The sequence below is a fragment of the Kitasatospora arboriphila genome (assembly GCF_039528095.1).
GTDB lineage: Bacteria > Actinomycetota > Actinomycetes > Streptomycetales > Streptomycetaceae > Kitasatospora > Kitasatospora arboriphila.
Map to the genome: position 1 here is coordinate 1 of NZ_BAAALD010000065.1, position 18,445 is coordinate 18,445.

Annotated in this window: 19 protein-coding genes and 1 pseudogene; 9 read left to right on the forward strand and 11 right to left on the reverse strand. The window is 75.1% G+C overall.

The genetic code is table 11. From position 1 onward, the window contains the following. Window positions 1-87 precede the first annotated feature (87 nt). The 4 genes from ABD353_RS27325 to ABD353_RS27340 form a co-directional block, all read right to left on the reverse strand. Complete coding sequence (locus ABD353_RS27325) at window positions 88-1,248, reverse strand: porin PorA family protein (RefSeq protein ID WP_344626343.1); 1,161 nt, start codon at window positions 1,246-1,248, stop codon at window positions 88-90. 324 nt (window positions 1,249-1,572) lie between these two features. Then, entirely contained in the window at window positions 1,573-3,801 is a 2,229-nt protein-coding gene (locus tag ABD353_RS27330) for an FtsX-like permease family protein (protein WP_344626344.1), read from the reverse strand. After that, entirely contained in the window at window positions 3,798-4,487 is a 690-nt protein-coding gene (locus ABD353_RS27335; RefSeq protein WP_344626345.1) for an ABC transporter ATP-binding protein, read from the reverse strand. Before ABD353_RS27335 ends, ABD353_RS27330 begins: the two co-directional genes overlap by 4 nt. Next, a complete protein-coding gene (locus ABD353_RS27340) occupies window positions 4,484-5,008 on the reverse strand; it encodes a PadR family transcriptional regulator (protein ID WP_344626346.1) in 525 nt (174 codons plus the stop codon). The genes ABD353_RS27335 and ABD353_RS27340 overlap by 4 nt, the downstream gene beginning before the upstream one ends. Before the next feature lie 222 nt (window positions 5,009-5,230). Here ABD353_RS27340 and ABD353_RS27345 point away from each other — a divergent pair, with 222 nt between their 5' ends. The 3 genes and pseudogenes from ABD353_RS27345 to ABD353_RS27355 all read left to right on the forward strand — a co-directional run bounded on the left by ABD353_RS27345 (window position 5,231) and on the right by ABD353_RS27355 (window position 6,384). Next, window positions 5,231-5,530: a hypothetical protein gene (locus ABD353_RS27345; protein WP_344626347.1), complete on the forward strand. Its 300-nt coding sequence runs from the start codon at window positions 5,231-5,233 to the stop codon at window positions 5,528-5,530. Between the two features lie 273 nt (window positions 5,531-5,803). Next, window positions 5,804-6,070, forward strand: a pseudogene (locus ABD353_RS27350) (hypothetical protein); the annotation flags it as partial. 23 nt (window positions 6,071-6,093) lie between these two features. After that, a complete protein-coding gene (locus tag ABD353_RS27355) occupies window positions 6,094-6,384 on the forward strand; it encodes a DUF3040 domain-containing protein (RefSeq protein ID WP_344626348.1) in 291 nt (96 codons plus the stop codon). A gap of 187 nt (window positions 6,385-6,571) precedes the next feature. On the opposite strand, the gene ABD353_RS27360 is transcribed toward ABD353_RS27355, so the two are convergent. Continuing rightward, window positions 6,572-7,147: a TetR/AcrR family transcriptional regulator gene (locus ABD353_RS27360; RefSeq protein WP_344626349.1), complete on the reverse strand. Its 576-nt coding sequence runs from the start codon at window positions 7,145-7,147 to the stop codon at window positions 6,572-6,574. Between the two features lie 81 nt (window positions 7,148-7,228). Here ABD353_RS27360 and ABD353_RS27365 point away from each other — a divergent pair, with 81 nt between their 5' ends. Continuing rightward, window positions 7,229-8,107 carry an SDR family oxidoreductase gene (locus ABD353_RS27365; protein WP_344626350.1) on the forward strand — a complete coding sequence of 293 codons (879 nt, stop codon included), beginning with the start codon at window positions 7,229-7,231 and terminating at the stop codon, window positions 8,105-8,107. A 61-nt stretch (window positions 8,108-8,168) separates the two neighbouring features. Here ABD353_RS27365 and ABD353_RS27370 read toward each other — a convergent pair whose 3' ends face one another. After that, the gene (locus ABD353_RS27370) at window positions 8,169-8,543 is read right to left on the reverse strand and encodes a hypothetical protein (protein ID WP_344626351.1); all 375 of its coding nucleotides are present in this window, start codon (window positions 8,541-8,543) and stop codon (window positions 8,169-8,171) included. Window positions 8,544-8,602: 59 nt separating this feature from the next. After that, window positions 8,603-9,211 carry a GNAT family N-acetyltransferase gene (locus ABD353_RS27375; RefSeq protein WP_344626352.1) on the reverse strand — a complete coding sequence of 203 codons (609 nt, stop codon included), beginning with the start codon at window positions 9,209-9,211 and terminating at the stop codon, window positions 8,603-8,605. A gap of 283 nt (window positions 9,212-9,494) precedes the next feature. On the opposite strand from ABD353_RS27375, the gene rph reads away from it, so the two are divergent. Next, complete coding sequence (gene rph, locus ABD353_RS27380) at window positions 9,495-12,152, forward strand: rifamycin-inactivating phosphotransferase (RefSeq protein ID WP_344626353.1); 2,658 nt, start codon at window positions 9,495-9,497, stop codon at window positions 12,150-12,152. Window positions 12,153-12,210: 58 nt separating this feature from the next. Here the strand turns inward: rph and ABD353_RS27385 are convergent, their stop codons facing one another. Beyond that, complete coding sequence (locus tag ABD353_RS27385; protein ID WP_344626354.1) at window positions 12,211-13,143, reverse strand: aldo/keto reductase; 933 nt, start codon at window positions 13,141-13,143, stop codon at window positions 12,211-12,213. A gap of 276 nt (window positions 13,144-13,419) precedes the next feature. On the opposite strand from ABD353_RS27385, the gene ABD353_RS27390 reads away from it, so the two are divergent. Both ABD353_RS27390 and ABD353_RS27395 read left to right on the forward strand, forming a co-directional pair. Continuing rightward, window positions 13,420-13,941, forward strand: a complete 522-nt coding sequence (locus ABD353_RS27390) for a MarR family winged helix-turn-helix transcriptional regulator (RefSeq protein WP_344626355.1) — start codon at window positions 13,420-13,422, stop codon at window positions 13,939-13,941. Between the two features lie 719 nt (window positions 13,942-14,660). Continuing rightward, window positions 14,661-15,536, forward strand: coding sequence for an NmrA family NAD(P)-binding protein (locus ABD353_RS27395; RefSeq protein WP_344626356.1), 876 nt, complete (start codon window positions 14,661-14,663; stop codon window positions 15,534-15,536). 58 nt (window positions 15,537-15,594) lie between these two features. Here the strand turns inward: ABD353_RS27395 and ABD353_RS27400 are convergent, their stop codons facing one another. Beyond that, on the reverse strand, window positions 15,595-15,930 hold the full coding sequence (locus ABD353_RS27400) for a hypothetical protein (RefSeq protein ID WP_344626357.1): 336 nt from the start codon (window positions 15,928-15,930) through the stop codon (window positions 15,595-15,597). A gap of 93 nt (window positions 15,931-16,023) precedes the next feature. On the opposite strand from ABD353_RS27400, the gene ABD353_RS27405 reads away from it, so the two are divergent. Both ABD353_RS27405 and ABD353_RS27410 read left to right on the forward strand, forming a co-directional pair. After that, window positions 16,024-16,569: a hypothetical protein gene (locus tag ABD353_RS27405; protein ID WP_344626358.1), complete on the forward strand. Its 546-nt coding sequence runs from the start codon at window positions 16,024-16,026 to the stop codon at window positions 16,567-16,569. 247 nt (window positions 16,570-16,816) lie between these two features. Continuing rightward, complete coding sequence (locus ABD353_RS27410) at window positions 16,817-17,389, forward strand: DUF6193 family natural product biosynthesis protein (protein ID WP_344626359.1); 573 nt, start codon at window positions 16,817-16,819, stop codon at window positions 17,387-17,389. A 56-nt stretch (window positions 17,390-17,445) separates the two neighbouring features. Here the strand turns inward: ABD353_RS27410 and ABD353_RS27415 are convergent, their stop codons facing one another. Together ABD353_RS27415 and ABD353_RS27420 are read right to left on the reverse strand one after the other, a co-directional pair. Beyond that, window positions 17,446-17,928 carry a hypothetical protein gene (locus tag ABD353_RS27415; protein ID WP_344626360.1) on the reverse strand — a complete coding sequence of 161 codons (483 nt, stop codon included), beginning with the start codon at window positions 17,926-17,928 and terminating at the stop codon, window positions 17,446-17,448. Window positions 17,929-18,033: 105 nt separating this feature from the next. Beyond that, window positions 18,034-18,438 (reverse strand): nuclear transport factor 2 family protein, encoded by a 405-nt coding sequence (locus ABD353_RS27420; RefSeq protein ID WP_344626361.1) that lies wholly within the window; start codon window positions 18,436-18,438, stop codon window positions 18,034-18,036. Window positions 18,439-18,445: the final 7 nt, after the last annotated feature.

Sequence of the window (18,445 nt, forward strand, 5' to 3'; positions counted from 1 at the left end):
ACGGTCCAGTACGAGGCCGATTCGCCGGCACGCCCAGCCGGGCGCCCACCGCCGCGCGCTGATCCGACAAGATCCGAAAGAGAGGGCCTAGGCGACTCCGCCCGGCCCGGTGGGCGGGGGCGGGCCGGTGGGCGGGGTCGGTCCCGGGGTGCCACCGGGTGCGCCCGGAGTGGTCGGTGCGCCCGGAGTGCCGGTCGGTGCGGTCGGTCCGGCCGGGGCTGCGCCGCCGCGGCTGCCCCGGCGCCGGACGAGGAGGGAGACGGCGACCAGCACCGCGCCGACCACGCCCAGCACGACGGGCAGGGTGGTACCGAGGAGCGAGATGGCGTTGCGGTAGTCCTTGGCGTCGTTCGCGGCGTCCTGCACGGAGGCGGGCGTCTGCCGGTACGAGACGTCGGAGACGGGCAGCAGCGGGAGGAAGGCGCCGTCGCTCGGGGCGACGACCCCGGCCGTGCGCTGCTGGGAGCGCTGGGTGTCGACCACGATGCCGGTCTCGGGCTCGATCCAGAACGTGTCGGCGCTCTGCAGCGTGTAGGTCAGCGGGACGGGGTCGGGCAGCGTCGGCAGCAGTGCGGCCAGCTTCTGCTTCGCCTCGGCCGAGAGGGTGCCGACCTGGGCGACCAGCGCCAGGGTGCTCTTCGGAACGGCCGGCGGGAGCCCGGCGAGCACCTGGGCGTCGGTGATCCGGGTGGCGGGCAGCCTCGCCAGGTACACGTAGGTGCTGACGCCGGACCTGCTCTCGGTGCGCGTGTACGTCAGCGGGGTCGTCGTCCCGGTCTCCGGCCGCCAGCCGGTGTACGTCTGCTTCTTCGCGCCGATCGGCCAGCTGACCGTCAGTCCCTTGGCGTCGACCACCGTCCAGCCGGACGGGTGATCGGTGGTCGCTTCGAGGGTCTTGCGGTCGACGGCGTACTGCCAGGTGGTCTTCTCGACCGCGCGGCCGGCCGCGGTCGTCGTCCGGCTGTCGCTGACCAGAGCGGTGTCGTCGGTGGTGTCCAGCACCTTGACGGTCCGTTCGACCGCCATCGGGACGTCCCGCTTGACGGCCGAGAGCAGGTTGCCCTTCGCCACCTCCTGGGCGTCGAGCAGGGTCTTGAAGCTACCGGTGTAGGAGCGGGTGACGTCGGTGTCGCCGGGCAGCCGTTCCACGTAGGTGGGCGTGACGAAGAACGCGAGGACGAACGCGCCGGCGATCAGCACCAGACCGACCACGACGCCGACGCCGCGGAGCACCATGTTCGTCCGCATGATCCGCTCTCCCACTGGACTCGATCCGTGCCGCTCCTGTCCGGCCCAGTGTCAGGTCGGCCGGGCACCCGCGCCACAGCGGCGCCCCGGCCGTCGTTCCCGGCGGTGTCGCCGTTCCGGCCGCCGACCTGGCACGCGTCCCGGGCCGACCCCGCACGGGCGGATTCGTCCGCGATCGACCGGTCGGTGGACGGCGGCGGCCCCGGACGGCCGGGTCGTCCCGGCAGCCGAGTGCGCGCAGGGCCCGTTCGGCTTCGCTCCCCGTGGGGTGGCGCCCCCGGGGCCGGCCCGGCCCCCCCGGGGTGGGGGAGGGCCGGGCCGGGGTCAGCCGTTACGGGCCGCTTCCGGGCCGGTGATCCGCCGGAGCAGGGGCAGGGTCGAGGCGATGATCCCGAGGGAGGCGACCAGCCCGACCACGACCAGGGCGTAGTACACGGCGCCCGGCGACACGAGCGTGTAGTGCATCTGGGAGGTCAGGAACAGGTGTGCCGACAGCAGGCCCGTCCCGGTCGCCACCACGGCGACCACCACCAGCGGAAGCGCGCTCTCCAGGGCCACCACCGTCCGCAGCAGGCCCAGCGGCGCCCCGCCGAGCCGCAGCAGCGCGAACGGCCGCCTGCGTTCGGAGAGTCCGGCGACCACGCTCACCGCCAGGCTGCAGCCCGCGATCGGCAGGGTGGTGAGGATGACCACGTTCGCCAGCTGCCGGAAGCCGGCCAACTGCCGCTGCTGGTCGCTGCCCCAGTCCTTCACCATCCGCGACCCGTGGTCGGGGAAGGCCCGGCCGAGCACCGTCCGCACCCGCTCCGTCGCCGCCGTCGACCCGTCGGTCGTCACGTAGACCATCTGCACGGGCAGCGCCGCCAGTTGGGCCGGGGTGACGGGGGCGGTGGGCCACTGCCGGGCGTCCGCCGTCCGCAGGTCGAGGAACTGGTACATCGGGACGGCCGCGACCTCCGCCCCCGGTGCGCAGCCGCCGACCACCGGGGTGCCCGCGAGTTCGGAGCAGAGCACCAGGGCCGGCGCCCACGGCCGCGGATCGGCCGGATCGGCCGCCACCCGGGCCGGGTTGGCGTGCACCACCACCGCGCCGCGGTACCCCGGCACCGCCTGCAACCCCGCGAGCACCGCCTCCGGCACCCGGTCCGCCATCGGCGGGTCCTCCAGCATCGCACCGTGCTGCACCGCCGCGCGGGTCTGCGGATCGCCGCTCAGCACACCGCGGTTGGCGTTGATGGTGCCGATGATCCCGACGGTGGCGCTCGTCACGAAGAGCGCCAGCACGAGGCCGCTCACCGACCGGAAGCCCGCCTTCGGATCGTCCGCCAGCCGCCGTACCGCGATCAGTGAGGCCGGACGCGAGGTGCGTCGGGCGACCAGCCGTGCCGCGGCCATCGTCAGCCACGGCCCGGCGACCACCAGGCCCAGCATCACCAGCACGAACCCGGACAGGTACGCCCAGGTCTGGCCGTCGGTCGTCTCCGGACGCCGGTCCACGAACCAGGCCAGCTCGCCGATCCCGGCCGCCAGCGGCAGCAGCCGCCACGCCTGCGGCGGCCGCGGCGTCACCCGCCGGCTGACCCCCAGCGGCGACACCGAGACCCGGCGCAGCGCCAGCCGTGCCGACACCGCCGCCGCGACCGGCACGCCCAGTGCCACCGCGAGCACCTGCACCACGTGCAGGGTCAGGTCGTCGGTGAAGTAGCGGTCCCCGGTGAACGGCACCTGCGCCACCAGGGGGCGGAGCGCCGCGAACAGTGCGAAGCCCGCCGCCGTGCCCGCCACCGCCGCCAGCGTCGACTCCACCGCCGAGATCAGCGCCACCTGGCCGGGGGTCGCGCCCACCAGCCGCATCGCGGCGAACCGCTGCTCGCGGCGGCCCGCCGACAGCCGGGTCGCCGTCCCGATGAACACCAGCACCGGGAAGATCAGCGCCCCCGCGACCACGGAGAGGATCAGCGTCATCGCGTCGCCGCGCACCCCCGCGCCCGGGCAGTCGTCGGCGCACTTCGTCGGCAGGGCGTCCGCGATCGTCGTCACCGCCCGGGCGCCGGGTGCCGCCCGGAGCCGGTCGACCGGGCGGCCCACCACCGCGATCAGCGAGTCCGGCGAGGCCAGTGCGGCATCGCCGAGCACGCCGGCGAGCCTGCCGGGGAACCGGTCGCCGAGTTCGGCGGAGGGGACGGCCGCCACGAGCTTCACCAGCGCGGGCGATGCCCAGTACTCCCCGGGTGCCGGAAGCGCCGTCATCCCCGGCGGCACCGGTGAGGTGGGGCCGGTGGCGGCCACGTCCACCTCGAAGATCGGCTTGCCGTCGTAGTGGTCGTCGTGGGCCCGCCACCACAGCGGGTCGACCGGGGCGCTCGCCGTCCGGGCCGCGGCACCGGTGTTCCACCACAACTGCCGTTCGTTGGAGGAGCCGACGGCGTTGATCCCGGCCAGCGTCGACAGCAGCAGCGCCACGCCGACCGCCACCGCCGCCGCGATCGAGACCAGCCGGGCCAGCGCCTCGCGTCCGCCGCTCACCGAGAGCCGCAGTGCCAGCGCGATCACGACGCGATCCGATCCACGGGGAGCGAGGTCACCCGGCCGTCCCGGACGACCGCCTCGCGGTGCGCGTACGCCGCCACCCGCGGTTCGTGCGTCACCAGGACCACGGTGGTGCCCTGTTCGCGTGCGGCGCCCACCATCAGCTCCATCACCTGCTCGCCGGTCAGCGAGTCCAGCGCGCCGGTCGGCTCGTCGGCGAACAGCACCCGCGGGCGGGTCACCAGGCCGCGGGCCAGCGCCACCCGCTGCGCCTGGCCGCCCGACAACTCGCCGGACCTACGTCGCTCCAGGCCGTCCAGGCCGAGCCGGGCGAACCACGGGCGGGCCTCGGCGAGCGCCGCCGCGCGCCGGGTGCCGCCCAGCAGCAGCGGCAGTGCGACGTTCTCCTCGGCGGTCAACTCCGGTACGAGCTGGCCGAACTGGAAGACGAAGCCGAAGCCGTCGCGGCGCAGCGCGCTGCGCTCGGTCTCGCCGAGGCGGTCGATCCGCCGGCCGTCGAAGTGGATCTCGCCGGAGTCCGGGGTGAGGATGCCGGCCAGGCAGTGCAACAGCGTGGACTTGCCGGAGCCGCTCGGCCCCATCACGGCGAGGATCTCGCCCGCGCCGACCGCGAGGTCCGCGCCGCGCAGCGCCGGGGTCTCGCCGAAGGCGAGGTTCACCCCGCGGGCCTCGATCAGGGCGTCCGTCATGGCCGCACCGCCTGGGCGATCGCGTCCAGCCGGGCCGCGGTGAGGTCGATCCAGCGCAGGTCGGCCTCCAGCCGGAACAGCCCGTGGTCGGCCAGCAGGGCGTCCAACAGGGCGCCGCTGCGGCGCAGTTCGGTGAGTTCGCGCATCCGTTGCATGTGCGCCGCACGCTGGGCGTCGAGGTACTGCTCGGCGTCCCGGCCGAGCATCAGGGCCAGCACGACCTTGGTGAACAGGACGGTCTGCAGGGTGGGTTCGGGGGCGACGGGCTCCGCGAGCCAGGTCTCGAACTCCGTCACCCCCGCCTCGGTGATGACGTACCGCTTGCGCTCGGGGCCGCCGCCCGGTTCGGCCTCGCCGGCCACCACCTTGCCGTCCCGTGCGAGCCGGCTCAGCGTCGCGTAGACCTGCCCGTACGGCAGCGGCTTGTCGCGCCCGAACAGTGCGTCGTAGTCCCGCTTGAGGTCGTATCCGTGGCTGGGCTCACGCTCCAGCAGCCCGAGAAGGGTCAGGGGAACACTCATGGGACGACCATACCCCAGGCGTATACATCGAGTGTATACATCGAGAGAACTCGCGTCGGGGCCGACGCCCGGACGGCAGCTGAGCCCTTCGGGCACCGCCGACGGGGTCCGACGGCCCACCCGGTCCGCCCCCGCCGACCCTCTCGGACGGCCCCCGCCCGGCCGAGGACCGAGGCGAAGGTGGGACGCCCTCCCGCTGTGCGTCCCACGGGCCGAGGAGCAGTGAGCATCATGGACGAGATCGGCCGAGCAGGGTGGCTCACCATCGGTGTCACCGGCACGGCGCTCGTCGGCGCCGGGCACGCCCTCGCCGGGCTGGGCCGCATCGCCGGGGACATGGTGCGCTCACCCGCCACCGAGAGCGGCGAGCCGGTGCGGGACGGGTCGACGCTCCAGGCGGACGGCGGACCTGGCGGCTGGGTCCTGTTCAGCGCCCTGATCCTGGCGGGCTGGGCCGCCCATCACGTCATGTCCGGCACCGAGGCGGTCGTGAAGGAGATCCTGAACCCCGCGGGCCACTGACCCGGTCGCCCGCGCGCCGCGGACCGGGACGGTACCGGCGGCAGGCCGGCGCCCGGACGCTCGGCGCGCACACCCGGAGCACCGGCCGGGCTCCCGTGAACGACCACGCGCCGGCCCGGCCGTGTCACAGACGGCCGGGTTGTCTCGTCCCGGGTTCGGAAGCGACGTTCCGAAGCGACGTTCCGAACCGGGAGGCAGAGGGTCATGCGTGTGTTCGTGGCAGGTGGGAGCGGGGTCCTGGGGCGGCGGCTCGTCCCGCAGCTGGTGGCCCGGGGGCGCGTGGTGGAGCCGCACACCGTCAACGGGCAGCCCGGCGCGATCGTCCGCGACCGGGACGGCAGGGTCGTCGGCACGCTGGCGCTGGACGTCCTCGGCGGCCGGATCCAGACGATCCGCTCGGTGCTCAACCCCGACAAGCTCGGCCACCTCGGCCCCGTCGCCGACGCCTGGACGGTCGTCCGCGAGACCACCGCGCAGGCCCGCCGGCCGGCGGAGCAGTCCGACCGGCCGCCGGACCGTGCCGGCGGTCGCCCGCTCTGACCCGATCGAGGAGGGAGGCAGGCGTGAGCACGCCGCTGACGGAGTACGAGGCGCGGACCCTCGACCGGATCGAACGCCACCTGCGCCGCACCGACCCGGCCCTGGACGGACTGCTCGGCAGCCGCCGCTCGGTCCGCCGCCTCGGGTGGCGTCCGCGGTTCCCGGCCCTGGCCGTCGGCGTGCCGGCCCCGGCCACCGGCGGTCTGGGCCTGTGCGCGGCCGTCGGACCCACCTGGGCCGCGGGGCCGGCCACCGTGGCGGCCGCGGCGCTCGTCCTCACCTTCCGACGGCTCGCCCGCCTCGGCCACGGCTGAACGGCGCCGGTCCCTGTCCCGGCCCAGGTGGTGCGGCACGTCGCGGTTCGACGCCGGGCCCGGGAACCGGCGGTCCACGCGTCCCGTCATGTGTGCCGTCACACCGACCGCACTCGGTCCGGCCACCAGTCAGGCCGTCGCCGCCGCGACGGCGGGCGGGTGCCGGTGCCGGGTCGTGGCGGCCCGTTCAGGCGGACGCGTGCTCCGTGAGGACGGTCCGCAGTTCCCGGGTCGAGGCCCGCAGGACGTCCGGCAGGTCCGGTCGGCCCGGGTCGTCGATCCACCGTACGAAGGCGACCTTGAACACGGCGATCCCCGTCTCGGCGGCCAGGCTCGCGGCCGGGTCCGGGGTGCCGCGGGCGCGCAGCGCCTCGGCCATCGCCTCGGCGAGCCCGGCGAGCTTGATCAGTTCGCGTTCGCGGAGTTCGGCGTGGGCCGACACGACGGTGTTCCGCGTCCTGACGCGGTCGGCGTTCTCCTGGAACTCGGCGGCCAGGGCTTCGAGGGCGGCGCCCACCGCGTCCATCGCCGAGGCGTCGGCCGGTGCGTCGGCGACCGTCCGGGCCAGCAGGTCCTTCGCCATCTCCGTGCCGAAGAACAGCACTTCGCGCTTGTCGGCGAAGTGCCGGTAGAAGGTGCGCTCGGTCAGCCCGGCTCGGGCGGTGATGTCCCCCACGGTGGTCTGCTCGTAGCCCTGCTCGGCGTACAGCTCCAGTGCCGCCTGCGCCAGCCTGCCGCGTGCGTTCGGCTCCCATCGACCCATGCGGTGATCCTACGTGATGACAGGGCTTGTCATCACCTGTACTGTGATGACAGAACCTGTCATCACTTTGGAGGTACCGCCATGCGGGTATTCGTCACGGGCGCGTCCGGCTGGATCGGCTCGGCCCTCGTCCCCGAGCTCGTCGGCGCAGGCCACCAGGTGCTCGGACTCGCCAGGTCCGACTCCTCGGCCGCCGCCGTCGCCGCCGCCGGAGCCGAGGTGCTCCGCGGCGACCTGGACGACCTCGACGCCCTGACCGCCGGGGCCGCCGACTGCGACGGGGTCGTCCACCTCGCCTTCATCCACGACTTCAGCCGCTTCGAGGCCTCCGTGCAGGCGGACGCCCGCGCCGTCGAGACCCTGGCCGCCGCGCTCGAAGGCTCCGGCAGGCCCCTGGTCGTCACCGCCGGCACCCCCGCGGTACCCGGCCGGGTCGCGACCGAGCACGACACCTCCGCCCCGGGCTCACCCGCGGCCGGCCGGGACGCGAACGCCCGGGCGGCCCTCGACGCGGCCGCACGCGGCGTCCGCCCGTCCGTCGTGCGGCTGCCCCGGACGGTGCACGGCGACGGCGACCACGGCTTCGTCGCCCACCTGGTCGCGACCGCGCGGGGCACGGGGGTCTCCGGCTACGTCGGCGGCGGCGCGGGCCGCTGGCCCGCCGTGCACGTCCGGGACGCCGCGCGGCTGTACCGCCTCGCGCTCGAACAGGCCCCGGCCGGGTCCGTGCTGCACGCCGTCGCCGACGAGGGCGTGCCGGTCCGGGGGATCGCCGAGGTGACCCGCCGCCACCTCGGCCTGCCGACCGCCTCCGTCCCCGCCGAGGACTTCGGCTTCCTCGGCCGGATCCTGGCCGTCGACCAGCCCGCCTCCAGCACGCTCACCTGTGAGCTGCTCGGCTGGCACCCCTCGGAGCCGAGCCTCGTCGAGGACCTGGAGAAGGGCCACTACTTCGCCTGACCGCACGTCACGGTGCCGCCGGTCCGGGGCGTCCGGCGCCGGTGCACCGGGACGTCCGCCCTCACAGCGGGGTGAGGACGTCCTGGTGCGCGCCGTCGAGGACGAAGCCGTTGTCCCAGCGGACCCGGACCGTCACCCGGTCGCCCCGCTCCCGGTGTGCGGCCCACTCCGGCTCCAGGCCGGCGATCTGCGCCTCCAGCCGGGTCCGGCTCGCCTCCGGCATGGTGTGCCCGTAGTCCTCGTACAGGGCCTTGAGCCGCTGGTACTCGCGCACGCCGTCGCTCTCCGGGAGCTCGCCGTCCACCCGCTCGACGGTGCCCTCGATCCCGGCGCCCAGCGAGAGGAACCCGACGACGGCCGCGGGCTCCCCGGCGACCGCCTCGCCGATCCCGACGTCCTCGGCCAGCCTCACGCGCCGGCCCGCCTCCAGGGTCATCCGTCCTCCGTCTCTCCGTCGACCGGGCCGCCGACGCGGCAGGCCCGCGGCCCCGGCCATTATCGTCCGGACGGCGCCATGCCCTCGGTGTCCGAGGCGGAGGCGGTGTCGGAGGCTGCTCGGCCGGATGCCGCGCGGGAGTGCCGCACGCCGAACCACTGCTCGGCGCCGTACTCCTCGAACCGTTCCACCTCGGTGAACCCGAGCTTCGCCGCGAGGTTCATCGCACGGTCGTTGGCGGTCCGGGTGCACAGCACCACCGGCTCCCCGGGGCGCGTCCCGGCGAACCAGTCGAGCGCGGCCGCGCACGCCTCGGCGGCGTAGCCGTGCCCCCAGGACTCCGGCAGGAACAGGTAGCCGAGGTCGGCCTCGGCGCCGTCCGGGCGGACGTGGCCCGGACGTCCGGCGTCGCGGGCGTCGAGCGTGATCATGCCGATCATCGCCCCGCCGAGGTCGACCACGAAGAGGCCGGGGCGCCGCCCGGGCACCTCGGGCATGGCGCGCTCCAGCTCGTCCTGCGGCCGGTGGCCGCCGATGAAGGTGCCCACCTCCGGCGAGGCGAACAGCCGGACGAACGCCGCCCGGTCCCCGGCCCCGGACTCGCGGAGCACGAGCCGCTCCGTCCTGATCGGGGCGGGCGGCCAGGCAGCGTGTTCGAAGTCGGTCATGGCGGCCAACCTATCGCACACCAACCGTTCGGTCGGCGCCCGCGTAGGCCCTTCGAGCCCTGTTGGCACCGCACCCTGACGGTCCGTCCGGTCCGGTACCGCCGGACGGCGGGAAACGCGAAGGCAAGGAGAGCCCTCTCCTCGCCACTCTCACCGTACAGCGGGCCGGGGGGCTTGCCGCAAGGCCCCGGTGGGGGCGGAGAATCGTCGGCCGGTGCCGCAACCTGCGGAAACGGGGTACGGCATGTGAGTGGCAGGAGGTCCGACGGAGGTGGAGGCGCCGGTGACGGAGCAGTACGTGGTGGATCTTCACGAGGTCGACGAGGGGCAGCTCGCGCTCGTCGGCGGCAAGGGCGCGCACCTGGGCGCGCTGACGCGGATCGAGGGCGTCCGCGTGCCGGGCGGCTTCTGCGTGACGACGGACGCCTTCCGCCGGATCCTGGCGGAGGCGCCGGCGGTCGACGGGCTGCTCGACGAGCTGTCGAGGGTGGACCCGGACGACCGGGACGCGATCCGCGCGCTCAGCGCGGAGATCCGCCGGACGGTCGAAGGGACCGCCGTCCCGGACGGCCTCGCGGCGGCGATCACCGGTGCGGCCGCCCGGCTCGGCGAGCGGGCCGCCTGCGCCGTCCGGTCCAGCGCGACGGCCGAGGACCTGCCGACGGCCTCCTTCGCCGGCCAGCAGGACACCTACCTGAACGTCGTCGGGCCGGCGGAGGTCCTCCGGCACGTCAGCCGGTGCTGGGCCTCGCTCTTCACCGAGCGGGCCGTGACCTACCGCCGGCGCAACGGCATCGACCACCGCGCGGTCGACATGGCCGTGGTCGTGCAGCGGATGGTCGTCCCGCACGCGTCCGGCGTCCTGTTCACGGCCGACCCCGTCACGGGCAACCGGGAGGTCGCCACCGTGGACGCGGGCCTCGGCCTCGGCGAGGCGCTGGTCTCCGGCCTGGTGAACCCGGACGTCTTCACGGTGCGGCACGGCGAGGTCGTCGGCCGGGCGGTCGCCGCCAAGCGCAGCGCCGTCCGCGCCCTGCCGGACGGCGGGACGCACGAGGTGCCGGTCGACCCGCTGCTGCAGGAGCAGCCGGCCCTGACGGACGAACAGGCCGTCGAGCTCGTCCGGCTAGGACGGCGGATCGAAGCGCACTTCGGCCGCCCGCAGGACGTCGAATGGTGCCTGGCCGACGACGGGTTCCGGATCGTCCAGAGCCGGCCGATCACGACGCTGTTCCCCGTCCCCGAGATCGGCGACCGGGAGAACCACGTCTACGTCTCCGTCGGCCACGGGCAGATGATGACCGACCCCATGAGGCCGCTCGGGCTGTCCATGTGGCGGCTGACGGCCATGGTGCCGATGCACGAGGCCGGCGGGCGGCTGTTCGTCGACGTCACCCGGCGCCTGGCCTCGCCCGTGAGCCGTGCCGGCCTGCTGGACGTCCTGGGGAAGGGCGATCCGCTGGTCAGGGACGCGCTGGAGACCGTCCTCGACCGCGACGGCTTCGTCCCGTCGCTCCCGGACGCGGGCCCCGGCGGGCCGCCGGCCGGGAGCCCGCCCACCCCGATCGACACCGATCCGGCGATCGTCGCCGGGCTGATCGAGCGCAGCCGGGCGTCCGTCGCCGCGCTGGAGCACGACATCCGGACCAGGACCGGACCGGCGCTGTTCGACTTCCTGCTGGAGGCCTTCGAGGAGCACAAGCGGGTCCTCGCCGATCCGCTGAGCATGCAGGCGATCATGGCGGGCATGGAGGCCACGTGGTGGCTCAACGACACCCTCCAGGAGTGGCTGGGGGAGAAGAACGCGGCCGACACGCTCACGCTCTCCGCACCCGGCAACATCACCTCCCGGATGGGGCTGGCGCTGCTCGACGTCGCGGACGCGATCCGCCCGTACCCGGAGGTGGTGGCGTACCTCCAGGGCGTTCAGGACGTCCAGGAGGTCCGGGGCGTTCAGGACGTCCACGGCGAGGGCGCAGCGGACGCCGAGGAGCAGGACTTCCTGGACGGGCTGGTGGGGCTCGCGGGCGGGGAGCGGGCGCGCGACGCCGTCGAGGACTACCTCGACCGGTACGGCATGCGCTGCGTCGGCGAGATCGACATCACCAGGCCGCGCTGGCGCGAGCGCCCCGCCACGCTCGTGCCCGTGATCCTCGACCACGTCAGGAACTTCGAGCCGGGCGCCGCCGAACGGCGCTTCGAGCAGGGGCGGCGGAAGGCGCAGGAGAAGGAACGGGACGTGCTGTCGCGCCTGCGCGCCCTGCCGGACGGCGAGCGGAAGGCCGAGGAGACCAAGCGGATGATCGACCGGGTCCGCACCTTCATCGGGTACCGGGAGTACCCGAAGTACGGCATCATCAGCCGCTACGCCGTCTACAAGCGGGCCCTGCTGGCGGAGGCCGACCGCCTCGTGCGGGCGGGCGTGCTCCCCGAGCGGGAGGACGTCTTCTACCTCACCTTCCAGGAGTTCCACGACGCCGTCCGCTCGAACCGGGTGGACGGACGGCTCGTCCGGCAGCGCAAGGAGGCGTTCCGGTCGTACCACGCGCTCACCCCGCCCCGGGTGCTCACCTCGGACGGCGAGGCCCTCACCGGGGCGTACCGGCGCGACGACGCGCCGGCCGGCGCCCTGATCGGCGTGCCCGTCTCGGCCGGCACCGTCGAGGGGAGGGCCCGCGTCGTCCTCGACCTGGCGGACGCCGAACTCGAAGCGGGCGACATCCTGGTCACGACCTTCACCGACCCCAGCTGGTCGCCGCTGTTCGTCGGGATCGCGGGCCTGGTGACCGAGGTGGGCGGCCTGATGACGCACGGCGCGGTGATCGCCCGGGAGTACGGCCTGCCGGCCGTGGTGGGCGTGGACCGGGCCACCCGGCTGATCCGGGACGGGCAGCGGATCCGCGTGCACGGCACCGAGGGGTACGTGGAGGTCCTGCCCTGACCGGAACGCCGGGACGGCCCGTCCGCCGCCCGGCCTCCCTCACCCCGGCCGGGCGCGGTCAGCCGTCGGCCCCGCCCGGCCCGTCGAGGAGGGCGAGGTCCGCCCCGGTCAGGCGCAGCGCCCCGGCGGCGATGTTCTCGGCGAGGTGCGCCCGGTCCCTGGTGCCGGGGATGGCCAGGACGTGCGGGCCGCGGTGCAGCGTCCAGGCGAGCCGCACCTGCGCCGGGGTCGCGTCGTGCACACGGGCGACCGCGAGGACCCGTGCGTCCTGCTCCCGGGCGGCGCCCGCCTCGCTGCGCAGCCCGGCGACGGCGAAGTACGGGACGAAGGCGATGCCCAGCTCCCGGCAGAGGTCCACCAGCCCGGTCCCGTCGGCGCGGCGCCGGTCCACGCCGTAGGAGTTCTGCACGCAGACCACGGGAGCGACGGTACGGGCCTCGGCCACGTGCTCGGGACGGACGTTGGAGAGCCCGAGGTGCCGGACGAGGCCGGCCGCGCGCAGCTCGGCGAGCGCGCCGAAGTGCTCGGCGATCGAGTCCGTGCCGGGCCCGTTGCGGCGCAGGTTGACCACGTCGAGGTGGTCCCGGCCGAGCTGGCGCAGGTTCTCCTCGACCTGGCCGCGCAGCTGGTCGGGGCGGGCCATGGTCAGCCACTCGCCCGAGGGGTCGCGCCCCGGGCCGACCTTGGTCACCACCACCACGTCCTCCCGCCAGGACGCGAGGGCCCGGTTGAGGAGCTCGTTCGCGGAGCGCAGCGGGGAGAAGTAGAACGCCGCCGTGTCGACGTGGTCGACCCCCTGCTCGAAGGCGTCGAGCAGCAGCCGGACGGCGGCGTCGCGGTCGATCGGCGCGCCGTCGGAGTTCCCCATCATGCCGTTGCCGGTGAGCCGCATCGTGCCGTAGCCGATGCGGTTCACCTCCAGGTCGCCGAGCTTCCACGTCCCCGCCGCCGCTGCCGTGTTCGCCGTGTTCGCCGTGTCCGCCGTGCTCATCGTGCTCCTCCACCCGTCGGTCCGTCAGGTCCTGGAGTATGGGGCGGCAACGGGGTGCCGCGACAGGGCGGCAGGCTGGGCGCAATGTCACATCGATTCCGGGAACGAACCGTCGCCGCACGGCCGTTGGACCTGCCGAGAACCGTTCGACCGGCACGGTGCCGCGGCGGGTCCGCCGGGGCCGTTCCGTGGTGGTGGCTGCGCCGGACGGTGCGTCCGCGGACGGGGGGCGGCCGGGCTTGACCATGGATCTGGTTAGGCTCCATAGTACTTCTCGTGACCCAGCATCCCGAGACCGGCCTCGGCGCGCCCACCCTTGAGCAGGCCCGCCGTCAGATCGCCCGCTACGGCCTCACCGCCGATCCGCAGGCGGTCCTGGTCGCGGCGCGGCTGATGGCGGCGGGCGCCCGGATCGGCCAGGCCGGCGAGGTGCACTTCGGCCGCTTCGGCCTCTCCACCGGCCGCTACCGGCTGCTGGCCGACCTGGAGGACCACGGCGGCGAGAAGTCGCCCTCGCAGCTCGCGGCGAGCCTCGGCGTGTCCCGGGCGACGGTGACGGGCCTGGTCGACGGCCTGGAGCGGGAGGGCCTGGTGGCCCGCCGGCCGTCCACCGAGGACGGGCGCGGCAACGTGGTGATCCTCACCGCGCGCGGCGCCGACAAGCTGCGCGACCTGGCTCCCGAGCACTTCGCCCGGATGCAGGCGCTGGTCGGCGGGCTCTCCGCGGAGGAGCGCGCCACCTTCCTCGGCCTGCTGGCCCGGGTGGTCGCGGGCATCGACGCGCTCACCGACGGCTGACCGCACCCGGGCGGGCCGAGGAATCGGGCCGCCCTTTTTCCAGCCCAGATAGTTAGGCACCTAAGCACAAGTAGTTAGCTTCCTAATCATAGAGTGGGAGAGGACGTTCCATGAGCAAGAAGGACCCCGGCGCACCCCCGCCGTTCGTCCTGTGGCGCGAGGTCCTGGCCGCCTACGCCATGCCTGCCGTGACGGCAGGAATCGGCGGGGCCGTCACCCGGCAGCCGCACCTGGTGGCCGCGGCACTCACCACCATCGGCGCCACCTCCGCCCTGCTGGCCGCCGCCCTCGGCGCCGTGCTGCGCCGCCGACCCGTCCGCGCCCCGCCCGGCCCGACCGCCCGGGCGCCCGCCCCCCCCGCGCTGGGGCTGGCCCCCGCGGCCCCCGGCCTGGCAAGTCGGATCGTAGCCATGTCGGTCGGCGCTCCCCCCCCGACCCGTCCGCGCCCGGCCCGCCCGGACCCCGGCGGCGGCCGCCGCCGCCGTCCTGGCGCTCGCCGCCGCGGCGCTCGGCCTGGCCGTCGGCCTCGCCGCGGCCCACTGGCTGCCGCAGGTCCCGGCCCTCGCCGACAGCCCGTGGCCCCGCCGACTGACCGTCGACCTGCCGGTCTCCGCCGCGGTCGCCGCCGCCGTCACCACCTGGCGCGGGCGCCGCAGCCGCCCGGCCCGCACCGCGGCGCACCGGCTCCCCACCGCACCCCGACCCGAAAGGCACACCTCGTGATCGTCGTCATGGGCGCCGCCGGCGCCACCGGAGGCGCCACCCTGCGCAGCCTCGCCGCTTTCGCCGCCCTCGGCGCGCCGGTCCGCGCCCTCAGCCGCGACCCCGCCCGGCTGGCCGCCGCCCTCGACCCGCACACGCGCGCCCGTACGGCGATCCACCCGGTCGACGCCGCCGACCCCGGCTCGCTGCGGACGGCCTTCCACGGCGCGCAGCAGCTCTTCCTCACCATGGCCAACTCCCCGGACCAGGTCCGGTACGAGCTGAACGCGATCGAGGCGGCCGTCGACTGCGGCGTGCAGCACGTCGTCAAGGTCTCCGCGCCCGCGGCCGAGCCGGACTCGCCCGTCGCCGTCTCCCGCGGCCACCACCTGATCGAGGAACGGCTGCGGTCCACCGGCATCACCACGACCGTGCTGCGGCCGTACGCCTTCATGCAGAAGCTGCTGCTGCTGGCCCCCGGCATAGCCGCCGCCGGGGTGGTGCACGGCGCGACGGGTGGCGCCCGGTGCAACTACGTGGACGTCCGGGACGTCGGGGACGCCGCGGCCGAAGTCCTCACCCGCCCGGAAGCGGCCGGCGGCACGTACCCGCTCACCGGCGGGCGGGCCTACAGCCACCCGGAACTCGCCGCACTGCTGGGGGAGTTGCTCGGCCGCCCGATCCGCTACCTCGATCTGGGCCCGTCCGGGCTCAAGGCCCACCTGGTCGGCCGGGCCGGCATGCCGGACTGGCTGGCCACGCATGTGGTGGAGATCCAGCAACTCGCCGTGGACCGTGAGGAGATGCCGGACGGCACCTTCCACCGCCTCACCGGGCGCGCCCCGCGCACCCTGGGGGCCTTCCTCGGCGAGAACCTGCACCGGTTCCGCTGACGCGTCGTCGCCCGGGGAGGCGCCGGGGCGGTACCGGGGCGGTGCCGGCCGTGCCGGGTCACTCGGGCTCCGCCACCGCGTCCTTCTGCAACTGCACCGCCGCCAGCAGGCTCAGCCGCGGCTCCGCCTTGCGCAGCGCCCTCACCGCGGCGACCGAGTCGACGGCACCGGTGAAGCCGACGGCGGCCAGCCGGGCACGGACCCAGCGGGCGCGCAGCCGGGTCTCGTCGGCGGCGGCGGTGGCCTCGACGAGTGCGGCGGCGCGTTCCAGGCCCGGGCGCTCCTCGGGCGTCGCCTCGGCCAGCGCCCCGGCCAGGGCCGCGGAGACCACGTCGGCGTCCCGGACGACCACGACGACGTTGTGCTTGGTGTTCACTCCCAGGAATCCAGTCATACCGATCATGGTGCTGGGCCTGTTCCGTACACGGCAAGGAACTTGAGGAACCCCAGAGGTTCGCGAGGTCGGAGGTGGTGCACACTCCTCCGCATGGGGATTGCGGAGGACGAGCTGCGGCGGCTTCGGTCCGGGCCGGGGCCCGAGGACGACCGGGCACGGCCGTTCCTCGTACGGGTCCGGTTCACCGCCGCGGACCCGGCCCGGGTCGTCGCCGGCGCGCGTGCCGTCCTGCGCAGCGTGGTCGGGCGGACGGACGACTGGCCCGCGGCCGAGCAGTGGCCGCAGCTGCTCCCGGCCTGGTTCGTCCGGCGATGCGCGCCGGAGCCCGTCGAGCCGGAACCTGGCGCGCCGCCCTTCGACGCCGAGGAATGGCTGCGCCAGTGGCGGGCGATGACGCCGGAGCAACGGGCGGCCGCCGATCGGGAGCCGTGGACGCTGTCGGACTGGCTGCACTGCTTCGACCCGACCGAGGACGGCGGCGGTGGCGACCGCGGCTGGTGGTGGTGGCACGCGGGAACCGACGGGCCGGGCACCGGCCGGGTCCAGGTGGAGACCACCGGCTGGCCGTTCGGCAGCGGGTCGCTGCGCTGGCTGATCGAGGCCGCCGGCGGAACGGACCTGACGTGGAGTCCGTAGCACCGTCCCGGTGGCGGGCCGCTCCGGCAGACTCGGCCGCATGTCCGAACAGCCTTCAGGTGCACCGCCGGTCGATGACGGCGGCCCCCTGCCCGCGTACGCGGCGCTCCGTCCCGAGGTGGTGAGGGCCGGTTCGGTGCAGAACGCCCTCCAGGCGGCGGTCGACCGCGCGGGCCCGGGGCTCCGGGTCGGGCCGATGACGTCCTCACCGGGGTCCTCACCGGGCCGGTGCCACGGGGCGGCGAGGGTGGAGGCCGACGGCCGCTCGGCGAGCGTCGTGATGCTGCCGGGCGGCGGGTGCGGGTTCGTGGTCGACTGCTGGGCGCACGGAATCCACCGGGCCTCGGGGAGCACGCAGGAACTCTCCGAGGTCGCCGGTGCCGTGCGGTCCTGGATCCAGGGGGCCGAACCGCGCGAACTCGCTGCCCGGTGGCCCTTCCTGATGGTCCGGGCCGTGGCCGAGACCCGTGAGCACGGCGAGGAAGTGGCGGAACGGTGGCAGCTGCTGCACCAGGTCGCCGACCGGTACGCCGAACGGTGGCAGCAGCCCGACTGGCGGGCCCTCGTCGGGGCCGCCTTCGAACAGCCGCGCCTGCGGGCCCTGTCGCCCGGAAAGTCCATGCACTGGTTCACCCTCAGCCGGCGGGCCGTGCCACCCATCTGCAGCGATCTTCCGAGCACCAGACCGCTCGGCAACGGCCGCTTCGAGGTGGCCTCCGCCGACGGCCGCGTCCGGGAGGTCGAGGGTGCCGCGGCCGCCGTCGAGGCGATCCTGGACGCCCTGCCCGACCACGCCGTCCCCCTGCCGTGGGGCCCGTGACCCGAGCGCGGCGTTAGCGGCGGCCCTTCGCCGTCGAGGTGGGGGACGCCGCGGGGTCACCCGCGGTCGTGGCGGCGCCGGGCCTGTGCCCGCAGCGCCTCCGGGTAGTGGGCGGGCTTCGGCCCGGGCTCGGCGCGGTAACCCCCGCAGGGGCAGGCGCTCTCGTTGCGGTGGCCCTTGTCCTGGACGTGCCGGCACCTGAGGAGCATGTGGTGCCCGCTCCGGCCGTGGCCGCAGACGGTGCACGGCGGCCAGGGCCCGGTGCGGTACGTGCGGCAGTCGCAGTACGTCTCGTTCCGGTTGCCGACCCGGTGGCCGGCGCCGTCGTGGACGTCCCCCGAAGCCGAGGTCCACTCGGAGCAGTGGCCGCGGTGCGCACGGTGGCCGCAGGTCGCGCAGTCCGGCCCGGGCGGCGGGGCGACTTCGGGGTCCGTCGGCTCCGGGAAGGGCGAGCCCGTCCGCCGGACGGTGACGACGGCCGCGACCGCGCCCACCACGACGACGATTCCCACCAGGCCGATGACGGTCTGCCTTGCCACGAGTCCCCCCGTGCGTGCGCTCTCCCAGGGCACCGTCCGACCAGCCGTCGGCCGCCCGCGTCGACACCGCGGAGACGGATTCCCGTCGACGCGGGCCGTGCCGGGTCAGCGGGCGCTGCCGAGGTTCCGGTCGGCTTCGGCGCCCTGGAGCATGAGGGTGGTCTCCTCGATGCGGCGGAAGCGGCCGTCGGGGGCGAACTCGGCGAAGACGTAGACCTCGATGCGGACGGTGGACCCGTCGGTCTTGACGATCTCCATGGTGTGGCGGTCGGCGTACCGGTCGCCGGAGGAGAGCTCGTCGTGCACCTCGACCGAGCCGCCGGCGACGACGGTGCGCAGGTGGGCGATGTGGGCGAGGAACTCGGTGCGGTCGGCCCAGTCGCCGTCGGTGCGCTGGCGGTAGTCGGGGGCGAAGTGCCGGTCGGCGGCCTCGTCCAGGTCGAGGCCCGGGGTGAGGAGCAGGTCGGTGAGGGCGGCGCGGATGTCGGTACGGATGTCGGTGCGGGTCATGGCGGTT

Coding starts and splice junctions, on each gene's coding strand:
- ABD353_RS27325 (WP_344626343.1), bottom strand. CDS start 1,248: ATGCGGACGAACATGGTGCTCCGCGGCGTCGGCGTCGTGGTCGGTCTG.
- ABD353_RS27335 (WP_344626345.1), bottom strand. CDS start 4,487: ATGACGGACGCCCTGATCGAGGCCCGCGGGGTGAACCTCGCCTTCGGC.
- ABD353_RS27340 (WP_344626346.1), bottom strand. CDS start 5,008: ATGAGTGTTCCCCTGACCCTTCTCGGGCTGCTGGAGCGTGAGCCCAGC.
- ABD353_RS27360 (WP_344626349.1), bottom strand. CDS start 7,147: ATGGGTCGATGGGAGCCGAACGCACGCGGCAGGCTGGCGCAGGCGGCA.
- ABD353_RS27365 (WP_344626350.1), top strand. CDS start 7,229: ATGCGGGTATTCGTCACGGGCGCGTCCGGCTGGATCGGCTCGGCCCTC.
- ABD353_RS27370 (WP_344626351.1), bottom strand. CDS start 8,543: ATGACCCTGGAGGCGGGCCGGCGCGTGAGGCTGGCCGAGGACGTCGGG.
- ABD353_RS27375 (WP_344626352.1), bottom strand. CDS start 9,211: ATGACCGACTTCGAACACGCTGCCTGGCCGCCCGCCCCGATCAGGACG.
- ABD353_RS27385 (WP_344626354.1), bottom strand. CDS start 13,143: ATGAGCACGGCGGACACGGCGAACACGGCGAACACGGCAGCGGCGGCG.
- ABD353_RS27400 (WP_344626357.1), bottom strand. CDS start 15,930: ATGACTGGATTCCTGGGAGTGAACACCAAGCACAACGTCGTCGTGGTC.
- ABD353_RS27405 (WP_344626358.1), top strand. CDS start 16,024: ATGGGGATTGCGGAGGACGAGCTGCGGCGGCTTCGGTCCGGGCCGGGG.
- ABD353_RS27420 (WP_344626361.1), bottom strand. CDS start 18,438: ATGACCCGCACCGACATCCGTACCGACATCCGCGCCGCCCTCACCGAC.